Raw genomic sequence first — 16,270 nt, forward strand, 5'->3', positions numbered from 1 at the left:
CGTCTTTTAGGCGAGGCGGCCTCACGCCTTGCCACGCCTTTGCCATTCCCACCGGATAATTCGACCGCCATGACCGCCACGAATCCTGTTGCCAATCTTCAAACCCTGATCCGCTGCCCGTCCGTGACGCCGGCAGAAGGCGGCGCGCTCTCCGCGCTGGAAGCAATGCTGTCTCCGCTCGGTTTCAAGGTCGACCGAATGGTCGCGACGGAAGCTGGCACGCCTGATGTCGAAAACCTCTATGCCCGCCTCGGCACCGAGGGGGCGCATCTGATGTTTGCAGGACATACCGATGTGGTGCCTGTCGGTGACGAAGCCGCCTGGAGGCATCCGCCCTTTGCAGCCGAGATTGCCAATGGCGAGCTTTTCGGCCGCGGTGCAGTCGACATGAAGGGAGGCATTGCCTGTTTTGCCGCTGCCGTTGCCCGCCATGTCGAAAAGCATGGTGCCCCGAAGGGCTCGATTTCCTTCCTGATCACAGGTGACGAGGAAGGCCCATCGATCAACGGTACGAGCAAGCTGCTGCAGTGGGCGGCCGAACGCGGGGAGACATGGGATGCCTGCGTCGTCGGCGAGCCGACGAACCCGAACAAGCTCGGCGATATGATTAAGATCGGCCGGCGCGGCTCACTCTCCGGCAAGATCGTCGTGCACGGCGTGCAGGGCCATGCGGCCTATCCGCATCTTGCCGACAATCCGGTACGCGGCATGCTGCAACTGGCCCAAGCGCTGATGGATCCGCCCTTCGACGCCGGCACGGACAATTTCCAGCCGTCCAATCTCGAAGTGACGACCATTGATGTCAGCAATCCGGCGACAAACGTCATTCCGGCCAGGGCTTCGGCGAGCTTCAACATCCGCTTCAACGACACGTGGACGGCGGATACGCTGCGGGCCGAGATCATCCGGCGCCTCGATGCGGCGGCGGCCGAGGGTGCGCTCCGACCCGGCCGCGAACCTGTCAAATACGAGATCATCTGGGCCGATCGCCCGAGCCATGTTTTTCTGACACGCAACAATGCGCTGATCGCCTCGCTGTCGTCGGCGGTCGAAGCCATCACCGGCGCATCGCCGGCGCTGTCGACGACGGGCGGCACCTCTGATGCGCGCTTCATCAAGGATTATTGCCCGGTCGTGGAATTCGGCCTTGTCGGCCAGACCATGCACATGGTCGACGAACGCGTCGCCGTTGCGGATCTGGAGACGCTGACGGCGATCTACGAGACCTTTATCGAACGATGGTTTGCGAATGCCGGGCTTTAGAGAGGTTCAATATTATCTCGCCGGCATCTGGTTGCTGATCAAACTCGACCCGCGCGGTTTCCGCTTCCTCGACATATCGGATCGCGGTGTCAACCGGTCTTTCTGGGCAATCATCTGGTGCCTGCCGCCGACAGGCATCGCCTGGCTATGGTGGCGCAATGCCTTTCTCCGGTCCATGCCCCCGGAGGCCGATGTCGGCTTTCCCTTCTATTTCCGGCTAGGGCTAGTCGAGCTTGCGAACTGGTTCGTGCCGCTTGTCTTTGCCGGCCTGCTGTTGCTTGCCTTCCGCATGGGTGAGCGCTTCGCGCCCGTCGTCGTCAGCGTCAACTGGCTTAACGTGCCGCTTGCCTATGTTAACGGGCTGCTGCTGGCGCTGGTCTTCTTCCTGCCCGGCTTGATCGGCCTCGTGTCGATGCTGCTTCTCATCTTCATGCTGGCGCAGGTCTTCGTGCTGGCACGCATCCTCAGGATGATCTGCCATGGTCATGCCGTGATGGTCGGCGCTCTGACGCTGGTGCTCTTGGTGCCATCGATGGTGCTGTCGGAATATCTGCAGAACTTCCTCGGCATCTATCCGGCTTGATCTGCGTGGATTGACGACTTCGTCATCGCATCCTCGGCGTCTTCAGATAGTCGACGACTTCCGGGGTCTCACCGGACTAGCGGATCATGGCCAGCGTTTTGCGCGACGTGCCGCAGGCCGGATTATGATAGATCGTCACCTTCATCGTTTTCATCCACCGGTTTGCGGCGATCGGTGATCACCTCGGGATAATCCACCTGCATGAAATAGAGCCCGTCCGGCGGCGCCACGGGGCCACAGGCCTTGCGGTCACGCGCCTCAAGTGCTGCCCGCACATCCTCGGGCGTCCATTTGCCCTCGCCCGCCAGCTTCAAAGTTCCCGCAAAGGAGCGGATCTGGTTGTGCAGGAAGCTCTGGGCGGTGGCACGGATCTCGATCAGTTCGCCATTGCGGGTCACATCCAGCCGGTCGAGCGTGCGCACAGGGCTGTTTGCCTGGCAGTGAGCCGAACGGAAAGTCGAGAAGTCGTGCCTACCGACGAGCGTCTGGGCGGCCGCATGCATGACCTCGTGATCCAGCACTTTCGGCACCCACCATGCCTTGCCGGCCTCCAGCGCCAGCGGCGCGCGGCGGCTGATGATGCGGTAGAGATAGTGCCGGCGGAGCGCGGAGAAGCGGGCGTCGAAGAATTCGCTTGCGGTCTCGACATCAAGGATCGCCACTTTGTCACCCGCAAGCTTCAGATGGGCATTCAGTGCATTCTGCAGCTTGAAGGGCGACCATTCCTTCGAAAGATCGGCATGGATGACCTGCCCCATGGCGTGGACGCCGGAATCGGTGCGGCCCGCACCGCGGACGGAAACGGTATCGCCGCTTGCCGAGAAGATCGCCTTTTCAATCGCGCCCTGCACCGAAGGTCCGTTGTCCTGTCGCTGCCATCCGACGTAAGGGCCGCCGTCATATTCGACGATCATGCGGTATCGCGGCATCAGACGAGCCTCGTGCCCGCAGCAAGCGGCGTGCCGTGCAGGAAGTCGGCAGCGGCGAGCGGTTTGCCGCCAGCCTTCTGAAGCTTTGTGAGGCGAACGGCGCCGGTGCCGCAGGCAACGACGAGATCATCAGTCACAAGCGTTCCAGCCGCGCCGTTGCCCACCGCGAGCTCCGAGCCCAGCACCTTGACGCGCTCCGCCTTGCCGTTGCTTTCAAGTTCGAACCAGGCGCCCGGAAAGGGCGCGAGGCCGCGGATATGGTTGTGAACGTCCTTGGCATCGCGGCTGAAATCGATGCGCGTTTCCGCCTTGTCGATCTTGGCGGCATAGAGCACGCCTTCGGCCGGCTGCGGGGTTAGCGGCAGATCGTCCATCTCCAACTTGACCATGGCTTCAGCTATCGCCTTGGCACCTGTCTGCATCAGCCTGTCGTGCAATTCGCCCGCCGTCATGTTCGAGCCGATTTCGACTTCGCGGGTCAGCGCGACATCGCCGGTATCGAGGCCCTTGTCCATCTTCATGACCATCATGCCGGTCTTGGCATCGCCGGCCATGATCGCCCGCTGGATGGGCGCAGCACCGCGCCAGCGCGGCAGCAGCGAGGCATGACCATTATAGCAGCCGTAACGCGTGCCGGTGAGGATAGCCTCGGGCAACAGCAGGCCATAGGCAACGACGACGCCGACATCGGCATCCAAGGCACGGAAGCGCTCACGCTCTTCCGGATCTTTAAAATTGACCGGCGTGAAGACGGGCAGGCCGAGCAGCTCGGCCGCCTGATGCACCGGCGACTTCTGGAGATCGAGCCCGCGCCGTCCGCCCGGCCGCGGAGGCTGGGTATAGACGGCAACGATCTGATGGCCGGCTTCGACGAGCAGACGCAGCGTCGGGACGGAAAAGTCGGGCGTTCCCATGAAAACGATACGAAGAGACATTCTATCTCGCCAATTGAGGATCAACCGTCTTCAAACGGGTTTACGGGCTCACCATCAAGCCCGTTCGAAAGCTTTCGTATGTTGCTGCTGTCGGCCCTCTCAGAGCGCCTTCGACTTTGCAGCCTTGGTGAACTTCTTGATCACCATTTCGCGCTTCAACCGCGAAATATGATCGATGAAGAGCACACCGTTCAAGTGATCGATCTCGTGCTGGAGGCACGTCGCCAAAAGGCCATCAGCCTCGACGCTCTGTTCCTTGCCTTCGCGGTCCAGATACTTGACCGTGACATTCGCAGGGCGTTCCACTTCCGCATAATAGTCGGGAATGGAAAGGCAGCCTTCCTCATAGACGGAACGTTCGTCCGAGGAGCTGACGATCTCCGGATTGATGAAGACGAGCGGCTGCTTTTCCTCGCCTTCTTTCGACAGATCGATGACGAGCATGCGGCGCGGAACACCGATCTGGATCGCGGCAAGGCCGATGCCCGGCGCATCATACATGGTTTCCAACATGTCGTCGGAAAGGCGCTGGAGATCGGCGTCGACCCGCTCGATCGGCTTGGAAACCTGACGGAGAACGGGATCGGGAAGAATGATGAGTGGCTTGATGGTCATGGCGTTCCCATAACCCATCTTTTCAAACTAGGGAATTATCCGCCGGGCAGGGATTGCGGTTTTTTGCAGCGCCTGCCCGGATTTTGCCTGGATTATTCAGGCCGCGCGGCGGCCAGTACCGGCAACCTGTCGACCTTCAACGCGAGCGCGGAAACGCTGCAGCAGTTCGATGAGGTTTTCGACCTCGTCCTTCAGCCTGCGGGTTTCGGCCGACGTACGCTCGACCATGCCGGAATTCTGCTGGGTGATCGTATCCATATTGCGGATCGCGACGCTGACCTCATTGACGCCGGTCGCCTGATCGCGGGCGGCAGCCGCAATATCGGCAACGAACCTGTTGATGATGTCGATACGGCTGATCATGTCGCTCAGCGCCTCACCGGTGCTGCTGACGATGTTGACGCCCTCATTCACCTGTGTCGAGCTTTCGGAGATCAGGTTCTTGATCGCCTTGGCGGCATCGGCCGTGCGCTGGGCAAGCTGACGGACTTCCTGTGCGACGACCGCAAAGCCTTTACCCGCATCACCGGCACGCGCAGCTTCGACGCCGGCATTCAGCGCCAGCAGGTTGGTCTGGAAAGCGATCTCATCGATGACACCGATGATCTTGGCGATTTCAGTGGAGGACTTCTCGATACCCGCCATGGCCGAAACGGCGCTGGTGACGAGTTCGCCGGAATTCTTGGCCTTCTCCTGCGTTTCGCGCACTGCGCCGGACGCTTTTTCGGCATTGGCGGCGGTCTGGCTGACGCTGACGGAGAGCTGCTGCAGCGCAGCCGAGCTTTCCTCGACGCCGGCTGCCTGCTGCGCCGTACGCAAGGCGAGGTCGTCCGTCGCCTTGGACATTACATCGGCACCTTCGAGAATGTGGCTGGACGTCGTGCGGATGGAGGTGAAGGAATCACGGAGCGCGCTGACAGCCCTGTTATAATCCTCTGCCATCTCACGAAAATTACCGGGCAGATCCGAGGGAAGCGTTGCTTCGAGGTCGCCGCGCGACAGGGCTTCGAGGCCACGGCGCAGATGATCCAGTGCCAGTGCCTGATCGGCTTCGGCCCGGGCGCGGTCTTCTTCCAGCGCGTGGCGCTTTTCCTCCAGCGCTTCCAGATAGACGGAGATGGAATAATCCATGTCGAGCATCGCCGCCTTGATCACGGCGGTCAGCTTTTCGGCGAGCGCCTTTCCCTGCTGGCGGGCAAAGAGCGATGGCCACTGCTTTTCCATCAGGCCACGGACGAGCTCCGACATGACAAGCGCATAACCGCCGATATACCAGCGCGGCTCCAGGCCGATGCGGGCATGGGTGCGGCCGACGGCGGTGACACCATTCACGTAACTCTCGTCGAAATTGCCGCTCGAAAGATTGCCCCAATGCTCCTGCTGGCGCTTCTTGGCGTGGCCCATATGGGCCTTGTTGGAGAAGAAGCCTGCTACCGCCGGCGTCTTTGCAAGCTTGCCATAGAACTTGTCGAGCGCGCCGCCGAGCAGTTCCGAGATCGCCGGCCGCAATTCCCGCAGGTTCCTGCGCGCCTCATCGTCAAGCTCAATGAAGTCAAGGCGCTGCCTGAGGGCATTGTCGGTCTGGTGGGAAGTCATGGGGGATCTCTATCTGGCGCGAATGCGGAGGGAAATTGCAGCGCCAGATTTGGCGAATATGGTTTAGCAATCGTTAAGTGCGCGGCCGATTTTTCTTCTGCTACAGCAAATTAGCGTCGTTCGCATTGGTGATACGGCGTGGATTGTTCACGTTTTGATCTGGATATTGCCGCTTATTTTGTTATGGTGCAGCATGACCATGACATCCGACTCACTCACCATTTCCTTGCCGATGCTGAGCCCCGGCGTGCTTGCACTTGCCGGCGGTGCGCTCGCCGTTCTCATCCTCGTGACAATCGTGTTTGCCTTGCGCAATGCCGGCATCCGTCGCGATGAAGCGGAAGAGGCCAGTCTTCGCGCCGCCGAAAGCGAGGCGCGCATGGCGGAGCTTCTGAAAATACAGGCGGAGATGCAGGGACGCATCTCGACCATGACGGAGGTCTTCGGCGCACGCCAGGCCGAGCTCAATCATGCAATCAACCAGCGGCTCGACGGCATGTCGCAGCGTATGAGCTCGACGCTGACCGAGCAGACGAAATCAACGCATGACAACCTGCAGAAGCTGCAGGAGCGCCTGGCGGTGATCGATGTTGCCCAGAACAATATCCAAACGCTCGCCAAGGATGTCGTCGGGCTGCAGGCCATTCTTTCCAACAAGCAGACGCGTGGGGCTTTCGGCCAGTCGCGTATGGAAACGATCGTCGCCGATGGCCTGCCGATGGGCGCTTACGCCTTCCAGCAGACGCTTTCCAACGGCTCGCGACCGGACTGCACGATCAGAATGCCGAATGGGGCACCGCCGCTCGTCATCGACGCCAAATTTCCGCTTGAGGCGTGGAACGCGATCCGCGATGCGGGCGGCGCGGACGCTGGTAAGCTTGCCAGCCAGCAGTTTCGCCGGGACATGGAAGTTCATATCAAGGATATTTCCGAGAAATATCTGATCCAGGGCGAGACGCAGGACACGGCTTTCCTCTTCGTTCCCTCGGAATCGATCTTCGCGGAAATCCATGAGAATTTTGAAGCGATCGTGCAGAAGGCTCACCGTGCGCGCGTCGTTATCGTCTCGCCTTCGCTCTTGATGCTGTCGATCCAGGTCATTCAGGCCGTGCTGAAAGACCAGCGCATGCGGGCGCAGGCGCATGTCATCCAGGGAGAAGTCGCTCTCCTCATGGACGATCTCGGCCGGCTCGACGAGCGCGTACGCAAGCTGCAGGGACATTTTTCCCAGACACAGCGCGACGTGGACCAGATTATTACCTCGGCAGACAAGCTCACCAAGCGTGGCGCGAAGATCGAGGCGCTGGAGTTCGAGGCAAGCGGCGACAGCAAGCCGGCTCGCGAGAGCGAGCCAGCAGCGAAATCCGTCGAAAGCCGAACTGGACTGCTCAAGCTCAGGGTGGTTGACGAGGAGTGATCGCTTCGGCAGTGTCGCGGCCCGAAGCAAGGGACGGACATGCCATGATCACAGTTTTCGGCTCCATCAATATGGACCTTATTGCCACCACCGAGCGCCTGCCGAAGCCCGGCGAAACAGTTGCCGGCAACAGCTTCGCAACGGCTGCCGGCGGCAAAGGCGCCAATCAGGCGCTCGCTGCCCGGCGAGCAGGCCGCTATGTCCATATGGCGGGTGCTGTCGGCAGGGATGCCTTTGCCGAGGGCGCCCTTGAATTGCTCGACAGCGCGGGTACCGACCTTTCACTCGTCAACCGTGTCGAGGGGCCGACCGGCACGGCCCTCATTCTTGTCGGCGGCGACGGCGAGAACATGATCGCCGTCATTCCCGGCGCGAACGGCAAGGTGAGCGACGACAATGCCGAGGCTGCCGTCAACGCTATGAACGAGGGCGATATACTCATGCTGCAGCTCGAAATTCCAGTCGAGGCGGTCGAACGTGCCCTTGCTGCCTCTCGCGCCAAGGGCATTACCAGCATTCTCAATCTTGCTCCGCTTATTCCGGATGCGCCGCGCCTCGGCCGGCTGGCCGACATCGTCATTGCTAATGAAACCGAGTTCGAGCGGCTGGCGGGACAGGAAAACATGACTGCCGGCGACCGTGAGGCGGCGTTGGAGCGGCTGCATGCAGAGACCGGTCAGACGCTGATCGTTACGCTTGGCGGCGATGGCGTCATCGCGATCCGGGATGGCCAGATTTCCCGCGCGCAGGGGCTTGTCATCGAACCTGTAGATACCGTCGGCGCCGGTGATACGTTCTGCGGCTATTTCGCAGCAAGCCTTGATGAGGGGCTGGATTTCGACTCGGCGCTGCGCCGCGCAGCGGTCGCCGGCTCGCTTGCCTGCCTGAAGCCGGGGGCTCAGCCCTCCATTCCGCTGGCAGCCGAAGTCGCAGACAGAATATAGTCCAGTCCAGCCGCGAACTGGTTATGAAACACGGCCCCCAGTTTTGGGGTGGTGTGCAGGATTTGCTGCCGAGACATATAGAATTTCATTCAAATTTAAGAGGTTTCTGGCGATCCTTCGGGCGATCACCGCCTCGCTCATCGTCGAGGCGGTCACCCCCAATGGCAGCTCCATGATAGAGCGTGCCTTACCCGCTGCGCCGGAGAATGGCCCTTCGGTGCGTCCTTGCCCCGAGGAACCTATGTTCATTTTCAGAATGAAATCGCTTGCGGCGAAGCTCATCGTCATTACCGGTGCCGCCATTGCACTGGTGCTTGTCGTTTCGAACCTCTTCCTCATCGACCAGACCCGTAACCGCGTCCAGACCCTGACGCTGGATCAGGCCAACTCGGAAGCCAAATCGATCGCCAATGAGATTGCAGTCAATGTCGGGGAGCTCGCGAGCGCTGCCCGCACCATGTCGGGCGTCGTCGGACGCGGGCATGAAGGCAAGATCCTCGACCGCAAGGGCATCATCAGCATTTTGAAGGCCAATCTCGAACAGAACGCTTTCGCCTTCGGCAGCTGGTTCTGCGAGCAGCTTGGCGCCTTCGACGGCAAGACCACGGAAATCGCCAACAACAACGACGAAGGCACGAACAAAGTCGGCGCCTTCACGCCCTACTGGTCGAAGAACAGGACCGGCGACATCCAGTTCTCGACCTTTGACAACGATTATACCGCCGAATGGTGGAAGCTTGCTGCCAACAGCGGCAAGGGCGCGATCACTGCGCCCTACCTCGCCGAAGGCACTGACGTTCCGACCCTGCTGACGTCCATTGCCTATCCGGTTATGTCCGGAGGCAAGATGATCGGCGTGGAAGGCGTCGATATTTCGCTGAAGTCGCTCACCGACAAGGTGCAGGCGCTGCGCCCCTTCGGCTCTGGTCGCGTGACGCTGATCGCCCAGAACGGCAACTGGATCGTCGCTCCGAGCCCCGACCTGATGTCCAAGCCCTATGGCGACAACCCTGGCTCGGCTGACGTGAAGGCTGCGCTTTCGTCCATGAAGGTCGGCCTCGTCAAGAATCTCAGCTTCGATGGGCTCGATCCGTTCGACCGCGTCGTCTATCCCTTCGCAGTGCCCGGCCTGAATGCCAACTGGGTCGTGCTGGTCGACGTTCCGCACATGGCGATGAATGCGCCTGTTCAGGACCAGACCTTCATGATGATCGTCAACGGCATCATTGTGCTCGGTGCCGTGCTGCTCGCCCTCTACTTCGCCGTCCGCTCGTTTGTTCAGCGCCCGCTCGCAGGCCTGGTTTCCAGCGTCAAGGCACTGAGCGACGGAAAATACGACGAAACGGTCGCCGGCCAGAACCGCGCCGACGAAATCGGCTCGGTCGCCAAGGCTCTTGAAGGCTTCCGCTTCACGCTTGCCGATACGCAGCGTCTTGAAGCCGAGGCCGACAATCAGCGCCTTGCTGCCGAAACCGAACGCGGCCGCTCGGAATCGGAGCGCCAACAATCGGTCAGCCTGCAACGTCACATCGTCTCGATCGTCGGTGCAGGCCTTTCCGAACTGTCGCAAGGCAATCTCGGCCATCGCATTACAGAGGAATTCCCCGGCGAATACGGCAAGCTGAAGCAGGACTTCAATGCCGCTCTGGCAAGCCTGGAGGAGACCATCAATACGATGAGCCTCAGCGTCGTCAATATCGGCTCCGGTACGGGCGAAATCAGCAATAGCGCATCCGACCTTGCCAAGCGTACCGAGCAGCAGGCGGCAAGCCTGGAAGAGACGGCAGCAGCGCTCAACGAGCTGACCGCCCAGGTCAATTCCAGCGCCGAGAACGCCCGTACGGCAGCTGACAACGTCAATCTCGCCTGCGAGGACGCCGAGAAATCAGGTGAAGTGGTGCAGAAGGCGATTGCCTCCATGCACGGTATCGAACAGTCCTCAACGGAAGTTTCGCGCATCATCGGCGTTATCGACGAGATCGCTTTCCAGACAAATCTTCTGGCTCTGAACGCCGGTGTCGAAGCGGCCCGCGCCGGTGAAGCAGGCAAGGGCTTTGCTGTCGTCGCACAGGAAGTCCGGGAACTCGCTCAGCGTTCGGCAAATGCCGCCAAGGAGATCAAGACGCTCATCAACACCTCGGCCGTCCAGGTCAAGGAAGGCGTCGATCTCGTTGGCCGAGCGGGCGAGACGCTGCACAAGATCGCCGAGCAGGTGATGGGCATCAACGGCCTCATCCGTCAGATCTCGGCCTCGGCCAGCGAACAGGCCGTCGGCCTGAAGGAGATCAATCAGGCCGTGAACCAGATGGACCAGGTCACGCAGCAGAACGCCGCGATGGTGGAAGAGACCACTGCAGCCAGCGTAACGCTGAACGACGAGGCTCAGACGCTGAAGACACTGGTCGCCCGCTTCCGCGTCTCCGGCCAGGGAAATACCGCGGCAGCACTGCGCTCCACCGCACAGCAGATGCGCGCACCGGCTGCGCCGGCACCACGCGCGGCCGCTCCGGCACCGCGCCGGGCCGTTGCCCAGTCTCGCGGCTCAGCCGCTGTTGCCCAGGACAATTGGGAAGAGTTCTGATTGCTGATCGCACGACAAGAAAAAGGCGCCTGATCGCTCAGGCGCCTTTTCTGCATTCCGGGTAGATCGCCGGTCGTCAGGCAGCGTTCGACGTCTGCTCTTCATTGAGGAAGGCATAAATCGCCGAAGCGGAATCGGTCGCGCGCAGCTTGGCGACCAGATCGTGGTCGCGCAGGACGCGGGCGATGCGCGAAAGCGCCTTCAGATGATCGGCACCGGCGCCTTCCGGCGCCAGAAGCAGAAACACCAGATCGACCGGCTGGTCGTCCAGCGCTTCGAAATCGACGGGCTGTTCCAGCCGGGCGAAAATACCGACAATGGAGTGGATATTGACGAGCTTGCCGTGGGGAATGGCGATGCCGTTGCCGACACCGGTCGAGCCCAGACGTTCGCGCTGCAGGATCACATCGAAAATTTCCCGCTCGGAAAGCCCCGTAGTCCTGGAGGCTTTTGCTGCCAATTCCTGAAGCAACTGTTTCTTGGAATTTACCCTGAGAGCGGGAATGATCGCATCCTGGTGCAGCAAATCTGCCAATGCCATTTCTTTTTCCTTCTGTCGCCAAGATCAGGCGTCCGGGGGAGCAGCACCTTGCGCTGCTCCCCCGTCCTGATCTCAGCCTTTGATATTGGCCGAATCGATCCAGCCAATATTTCCGTCATGACGACGGTAAACGATGTTGAGCTGTTCCTTGCCGGGACTGCGGAACAGGAGAAGCGGCTCGTCGGTCATGTCGAGCGCCATGACGGCGGTTGCGACGGACATCGTCTTGAGCTGCTTGGTGCTTTCGGCGACGATGGCCGGAGCGAAATCGTCCGGGACCTCGTCTTCATGATCGGGAACCGCATCCATGACGGTATAAGCGACTTCTGCAAAGCCGTTACCGTTCACATGATTTCCAGCGTGGTGATCCTTGAGCTTCCGCTTGTAGCGGCGCAGGCGCTTCTCGATACGCTCGGATGCCGCATCAAAGGCAATCTGCGGATCCATGGCCTCGCCTGCCGCATGCAGCACGACGCCACTATCGAGATGGAGCTTGCAATCGGCGGAAAAACGAGAGTTCGACTTTTCCACGATCACCTGACCGGAATATCCCCCGTCGAAGTATTTCGTGACGGCCAAACCAATTTGGTCCTCGATCTTTTGACGGAAGGAGTCACCAATTTCCATATGTTTACCGGATACACGCACACTCATGGAGTTTCCCTTCTTATGGTCGTTTGCGAGTATCAGTTTACGCCAAGCCTCAACCTCATCCAAGCACTTCGCGCAATCTCAAGCAAGATGAGCTCAAGTCTGCGTGTCCCTGGTGCCTTGAGGATGATGGGGATAATGTACGGATGCCCTTCGCCGCTCCGATTGCGGCGGGCTTCTAGCGACAGCCTCCCGGAAAGTCAATAGCCCGGCACAGAGAGGCCTAGCATACGCGGAAAACGTGCGCTGAATATCCCATGAAATAAGGATATCTGCGCCATCAACGGTTCCAGGCGACAATCATTGGCTCGCCCCGACGTTGCAAGTCAGAAACCGGCGACCTTGGCCAGTGCGCGCTTTTCTCTGCGGCGTTGAACGGAAGAGGCAATGTTCATCGCCTCGCGGTATTTGGCGACCGTGCGACGGGCGAGATCTATGCCACCCTTCTTGAGCATTTCGACGATGTCATCGTCGGAGAGTACCGCATCGGGGCTTTCCTGCATGATCAGCGCGCGGATCTTGTGGCGAACTGCTTCAGCGGAATGGCTGTCACCGCCCTCGACGGCGCTGATCGAGACGGTGAAGAAATATTTGAGCTCGAAGAGGCCGCGCGGCGTGAGCATGTATTTATTCGAGGTGACGCGGCTGACCGTCGATTCATGCATCTTGATGGCCTCGGCCACCGTTTTCAGGTTCAGCGGCCGCAGATGATCGACGCCGTGCAGGAGGAAGGCATCCTGCTGCCGCACGATCTCGCTTGCGACCTTCATGATGGTCTTGGCGCGCTGATCCAGGCTGCGCGTCAGCCAATTGGCGCTCTGCAGGCACTCAGAGAGGAAGGCGTGATCCTCGCCGTTCTTCGCAACGCGCGAAAAATAGGACTGATTGACGAGGACCCGCGGCAGCGTATCCGGATTGAGTTCGACCAGCCAGGCGCCATCCGAGGAGGGGCGGACCACGACGTCAGGCATGATCGCCTCTGAAACGCCAGTCTCGAAACCGCTGCCGGGCTTCGGATTGAGCTGGCGAATTTCGGCGAGCATATCGAGCAGATCTTCCTCATCGACGCCGCAAAGGCGCTTCAGGGTAACAAAGTCACGCCGTGCCAACAGTTCAAGATTTTCGACCAGCGCCTGCATGGCGGGATCGAGACGATCCTTCTGGCGAAGCTGAATCGCCAGACATTCGGCAAGACTACGGGCAAAGACGCCGGGCGGATCGAGCGTCTGCAACGCTGAGAGCACGCGCTCGATGTCTTCTGCATCGGTACCGAGACGCTCGCCGGCTTCCGCCACATCTGCCTGCAGATAGCCGGCATCGTCGAGCTGATCGACCAGATTCTGGGCAATCAGGCGATCGGCCATATCGGGCAATATGAAGGGTATCTGTTGGGCAAGATGGTCGCGCAAGGAGACCTGACCGGCGACGAAATCATCGAGATCGTAATTGTCAGCACCCTCAGTGCTGCCCGGCATGGATTTCCACTGGCTGATGAGTTCGGGTGCGTCGAGTCGCTGCGGCGCGCCGTCATCGGGAAAGACATTGGTGTAATTGGCATCCAGCTCGTCACTCAGCCGGCTTGAGCTGCCATTATCGTACCAGTCGCCGGACAGCGTTTCGCCACGATCCTCATATTCGCCATCACCCGCATCATCCGTTTGCTGGGGGTATGATTCGTCTGCAGCCTCGCCGCGTTCGCCGGTCTCGCCCTCGCCCGACGGAAATTCCAGAAGCGGGTTCTTCTCCACTTCCTGGGCAATGAACTGAGTGAGTTCGACATGCGTCATCTGCAGCAACTGGATGGATTGCATCAGTTGCGGTGTCATCACCAGGGACTGGTTCTGTCGCAGAAAAAGATTGGCAGACAGGGCCATGGCGGACGCGAAACTCCCTCGACTCCTCCTGGAAACCGCGTCTGATCAAGGTTTCAGGCCACGGAATTCCGAGTTGGCCCAAAAATTGCTTTTTTATCCTATTTGGTCAAGCGGAACCTATGTCGCAGCCGCAATTTTCTGTCGTCCAGGACCGGTTCAGAGACTGAAATTGTCGCCCAAGTAGAGCCGGCGCACTTCCGGATTGTTGACGATATCGTTCGCGCGTCCATGGGTCAGCACTTCGCCTGCATGGATAATATAGGCTCGGTCGATCAGCCCCAACGTCTCACGCACATTGTGGTCGGTGATGAGAACGCCGATGCCGCGTGCCGTCAAATGATGCACGAGGTTCTGAATATCGGCAACAGAGATCGGGTCGACGCCGGCAAAAGGCTCGTCGAGCAGCATGAAGGTCGGGTCGGTCGCAAGCGCGCGGGCAATTTCCAGGCGCCGGCGCTCACCACCCGAGAGAGCCACGGCGGCACTCTTGCGGAGCTTCGCGATGTGAAACTCCTCGAGCAGTTCGTCAAGCTTGCGCTCACGCGCCGCCTTGTCCTTTTCATGAACCTCGAGGACGGCGCGGATATTCTCCTCCACCGTCAGTCCGCGGAAGATCGAGGCTTCCTGCGGCAGGTAGCCGACGCCGAGGCGGGAGCGACGATACATGGGCATCGTCGTCACGTCGTTGCCGTCGATTTCGATCGTTCCCTCATCAACAGGCACGAGGCCGGTGATCATGTAAAAACAGGTGGTCTTGCCGGCGCCGTTCGGTCCGAGGAGACCCACAGCCTCACCACGCCGCACGACCAGCGAAACACCATTGACGACACGTCGCGTCGCATAGGTCTTGGTCAGACCGCGTGCGATCAGCGTGCCCTGATAACGGGCCTTGTCGACAGGAGCGGCGGCTTCCGTCGCGGCTCTGCCGGACTTGGTGGATAAGGAGAATAACTTCACGTGAAAGGCCGACTTCTCAGTTCTGCTTTGGCTGCTGACTCGGCTGCGATTTCGGGTCGAGCTGAATCTGGACACGACCACCGCAGCTTTCAAGCTCTGCCTGACCGGTCGCCATGTGAACCGTGAGCTGGCAGCCGGTAAAGACGTTCGGGCCGTCGGTGAGCACGACCTTCTTGCCGGTGAGGATGAAGGTCTGCGAGGTCATGTCGAAATTGCCATCATCGGCGGTCGCAGTCTGCGTTCCCGAGGTCAGGTAGACCTTATCGGTCACCAGGATCTTGTCGATGTCTGCACTGCCCGAGGCAAGCGAATTCGACTGTTCTGCGGCGGTCTGTGCTGGCTGGGCAGCAGGTGCTGCAGCGCCACCCGTTGCGGGCTGCTTCGCCTTGTCCTTGTAATAGACCGTCATTTTGCCGGCCTGCAGCGTCGTCGTGCCCTGGACGACCTTGACGTCGCCGGTGAAGAGCGCCGTATGTTCCTGATCGTGGATTTCCAGCTTGTTGCTTTCAATCTGGATCGGCTGATCGCTCGAAAGCTTCATGCCAGGCATCGTCGTCGACTGGGCGGTCGCTCCCGCGACCGACAGGACGAAGGCAAGCGTGCCGGTGATGAAAGCTACGCCAGTCTTGCAAGTTGAAATGCGACAATCTTTTGTCATTTGACCCGGCTCTTTAGGTGCCCTGTTTATGGATGGTGGATGAATCAACATTCATGCGAACATTCCCCTCGAATGTGATCACGCGCCCCTTATCTGTTATATTGAGGGTCTGCGCAACAATCGAAGCATTGTCCTTGGTAATTCTGACGGGATCGTCCGTCGACATGTTTCCGCCCTTGATATCAAGGTGGGCGGACTGAAAATGCGCAACGAGACCGCTGCTCAAAACGAGCGTGAACGGCGCCGTCATATGCAGGCTATCCGTGGCACGATTGAAATCCGCCGTCGCCGCGGTAACGCGGGCCATCAAGCCATCATTCATCGGCACGGCAGCCTTGATCGTCTCCAGCGTGATGAAGTCGGGATTGCGGATATCCTGCAGCGCGCGTTCGGCGAGCATCGAATAGTTGATGCCATCGGAGTTGCGGCCGGCGATTGCCGGCTTTTCCATCACGACCTTGCCATTCTCGATTTTGGCGCCCTCGATCTTGATGGTTTCCGGCAGGTAAGTGCGGATCACCGAGACCGCAATGAAGATGAGGGAAATGATAATGGCTGCACCCGGCAGCAAGAACTTCAGCCGGCGGACACGCGCGGAATGGAACCGGGCAAGGCCATAGGCACTGTCCTTTGGCCCCGCGTATGCGGGCTTCCCGTTGTTCCTGAGGGTATCGAGCATATGCCTGGTCCGTGTGTGATGATCGTGCCGCTTATATAGCAATGCCG

15 protein-coding genes and 1 pseudogene are annotated in these 16,270 nt (G+C 60.0%); 5 read left to right on the plus strand and 11 right to left on the minus strand.

The window, feature by feature from the left end; translation table 11 throughout:
* The first annotated feature begins 69 nt into the window (after positions 1-69).
* Both dapE and H4W29_RS07345 read left to right on the plus strand, forming a co-directional pair.
* A complete protein-coding gene (gene dapE / locus H4W29_RS07340; protein ID WP_192728338.1) occupies positions 70-1,263 on the plus strand; it encodes a succinyl-diaminopimelate desuccinylase in 1,194 nt (397 codons plus the stop codon).
* Positions 1,250-1,846, plus strand: a complete 597-nt coding sequence (locus H4W29_RS07345; RefSeq protein WP_192728339.1) for a hypothetical protein — start codon at positions 1,250-1,252, stop codon at positions 1,844-1,846. The genes dapE and H4W29_RS07345 overlap by 14 nt, the downstream gene beginning before the upstream one ends.
* Before the next feature lie 79 nt (positions 1,847-1,925).
* On the opposite strand, the pseudogene H4W29_RS07350 reads toward H4W29_RS07345, so the two are convergent.
* The 5 genes and pseudogenes from H4W29_RS07350 to H4W29_RS07370 form a co-directional block, all read right to left on the minus strand.
* A pseudogene (locus H4W29_RS07350) lies at positions 1,926-1,991 on the minus strand (arsenate reductase (glutaredoxin)); the annotation flags it as partial.
* A complete protein-coding gene (truA, locus tag H4W29_RS07355; protein ID WP_192728340.1) occupies positions 1,969-2,775 on the minus strand; it encodes a tRNA pseudouridine(38-40) synthase TruA in 807 nt (268 codons plus the stop codon). The pseudogene H4W29_RS07350 and the gene truA, both read right to left, overlap by 23 nt.
* Positions 2,775-3,710 (minus strand): methionyl-tRNA formyltransferase, encoded by a 936-nt coding sequence (gene fmt / locus H4W29_RS07360; RefSeq protein WP_192728341.1) that lies wholly within the window; start codon positions 3,708-3,710, stop codon positions 2,775-2,777. Before fmt ends, truA begins: the two co-directional genes overlap by 1 nt.
* A gap of 99 nt (positions 3,711-3,809) precedes the next feature.
* A complete protein-coding gene (def, locus tag H4W29_RS07365) occupies positions 3,810-4,325 on the minus strand; it encodes a peptide deformylase (RefSeq protein ID WP_192728342.1) in 516 nt (171 codons plus the stop codon).
* 96 nt (positions 4,326-4,421) lie between these two features.
* Complete coding sequence (locus tag H4W29_RS07370; protein WP_192728343.1) at positions 4,422-5,921, minus strand: globin-coupled sensor protein; 1,500 nt, start codon at positions 5,919-5,921, stop codon at positions 4,422-4,424.
* Between the two features lie 193 nt (positions 5,922-6,114).
* Here H4W29_RS07370 and H4W29_RS07375 point away from each other — a divergent pair, with 193 nt between their 5' ends.
* The 3 genes from H4W29_RS07375 to H4W29_RS07385 all read left to right on the plus strand — a co-directional run bounded on the left by H4W29_RS07375 (position 6,115) and on the right by H4W29_RS07385 (position 10,863).
* Entirely contained in the window at positions 6,115-7,338 is a 1,224-nt protein-coding gene (locus H4W29_RS07375; protein ID WP_192728344.1) for a DNA recombination protein RmuC, read from the plus strand.
* Between the two features lie 44 nt (positions 7,339-7,382).
* Positions 7,383-8,282 (plus strand): ribokinase, encoded by a 900-nt coding sequence (locus H4W29_RS07380; RefSeq protein WP_192728345.1) that lies wholly within the window; start codon positions 7,383-7,385, stop codon positions 8,280-8,282.
* Between the two features lie 241 nt (positions 8,283-8,523).
* On the plus strand, positions 8,524-10,863 hold the full coding sequence (locus tag H4W29_RS07385; RefSeq protein WP_192728346.1) for a methyl-accepting chemotaxis protein: 2,340 nt from the start codon (positions 8,524-8,526) through the stop codon (positions 10,861-10,863).
* 76 nt (positions 10,864-10,939) lie between these two features.
* Here H4W29_RS07385 and ptsN read toward each other — a convergent pair whose 3' ends face one another.
* The 6 genes from ptsN to lptC form a co-directional block, all read right to left on the minus strand.
* The gene (gene ptsN, locus H4W29_RS07390; RefSeq protein ID WP_029868958.1) at positions 10,940-11,404 is read right to left on the minus strand and encodes a PTS IIA-like nitrogen regulatory protein PtsN; all 465 of its coding nucleotides are present in this window, start codon (positions 11,402-11,404) and stop codon (positions 10,940-10,942) included.
* 72 nt (positions 11,405-11,476) lie between these two features.
* Positions 11,477-12,058: a ribosome hibernation-promoting factor, HPF/YfiA family gene (gene hpf / locus H4W29_RS07395; protein WP_192728347.1), complete on the minus strand. Its 582-nt coding sequence runs from the start codon at positions 12,056-12,058 to the stop codon at positions 11,477-11,479.
* A 323-nt stretch (positions 12,059-12,381) separates the two neighbouring features.
* Positions 12,382-13,929 carry an RNA polymerase factor sigma-54 gene (gene rpoN, locus H4W29_RS07400; RefSeq protein ID WP_192728348.1) on the minus strand — a complete coding sequence of 516 codons (1,548 nt, stop codon included), beginning with the start codon at positions 13,927-13,929 and terminating at the stop codon, positions 12,382-12,384.
* A 156-nt stretch (positions 13,930-14,085) separates the two neighbouring features.
* On the minus strand, positions 14,086-14,886 hold the full coding sequence (gene lptB / locus H4W29_RS07405; RefSeq protein ID WP_183823351.1) for an LPS export ABC transporter ATP-binding protein: 801 nt from the start codon (positions 14,884-14,886) through the stop codon (positions 14,086-14,088).
* A gap of 16 nt (positions 14,887-14,902) precedes the next feature.
* A complete protein-coding gene (locus tag H4W29_RS07410; RefSeq protein ID WP_192728349.1) occupies positions 14,903-15,544 on the minus strand; it encodes an LptA/OstA family protein in 642 nt (213 codons plus the stop codon).
* Positions 15,545-15,557: 13 nt separating this feature from the next.
* Entirely contained in the window at positions 15,558-16,223 is a 666-nt protein-coding gene (lptC, locus tag H4W29_RS07415) for an LPS export ABC transporter periplasmic protein LptC (RefSeq protein ID WP_192728350.1), read from the minus strand.
* Between the last annotated feature and the right edge of the window lie 47 nt (positions 16,224-16,270).

It is taken from the genome of Rhizobium viscosum (assembly GCF_014873945.1).
Classification (GTDB): Bacteria; Pseudomonadota; Alphaproteobacteria; order Rhizobiales; family Rhizobiaceae; genus Rhizobium; species Rhizobium viscosum.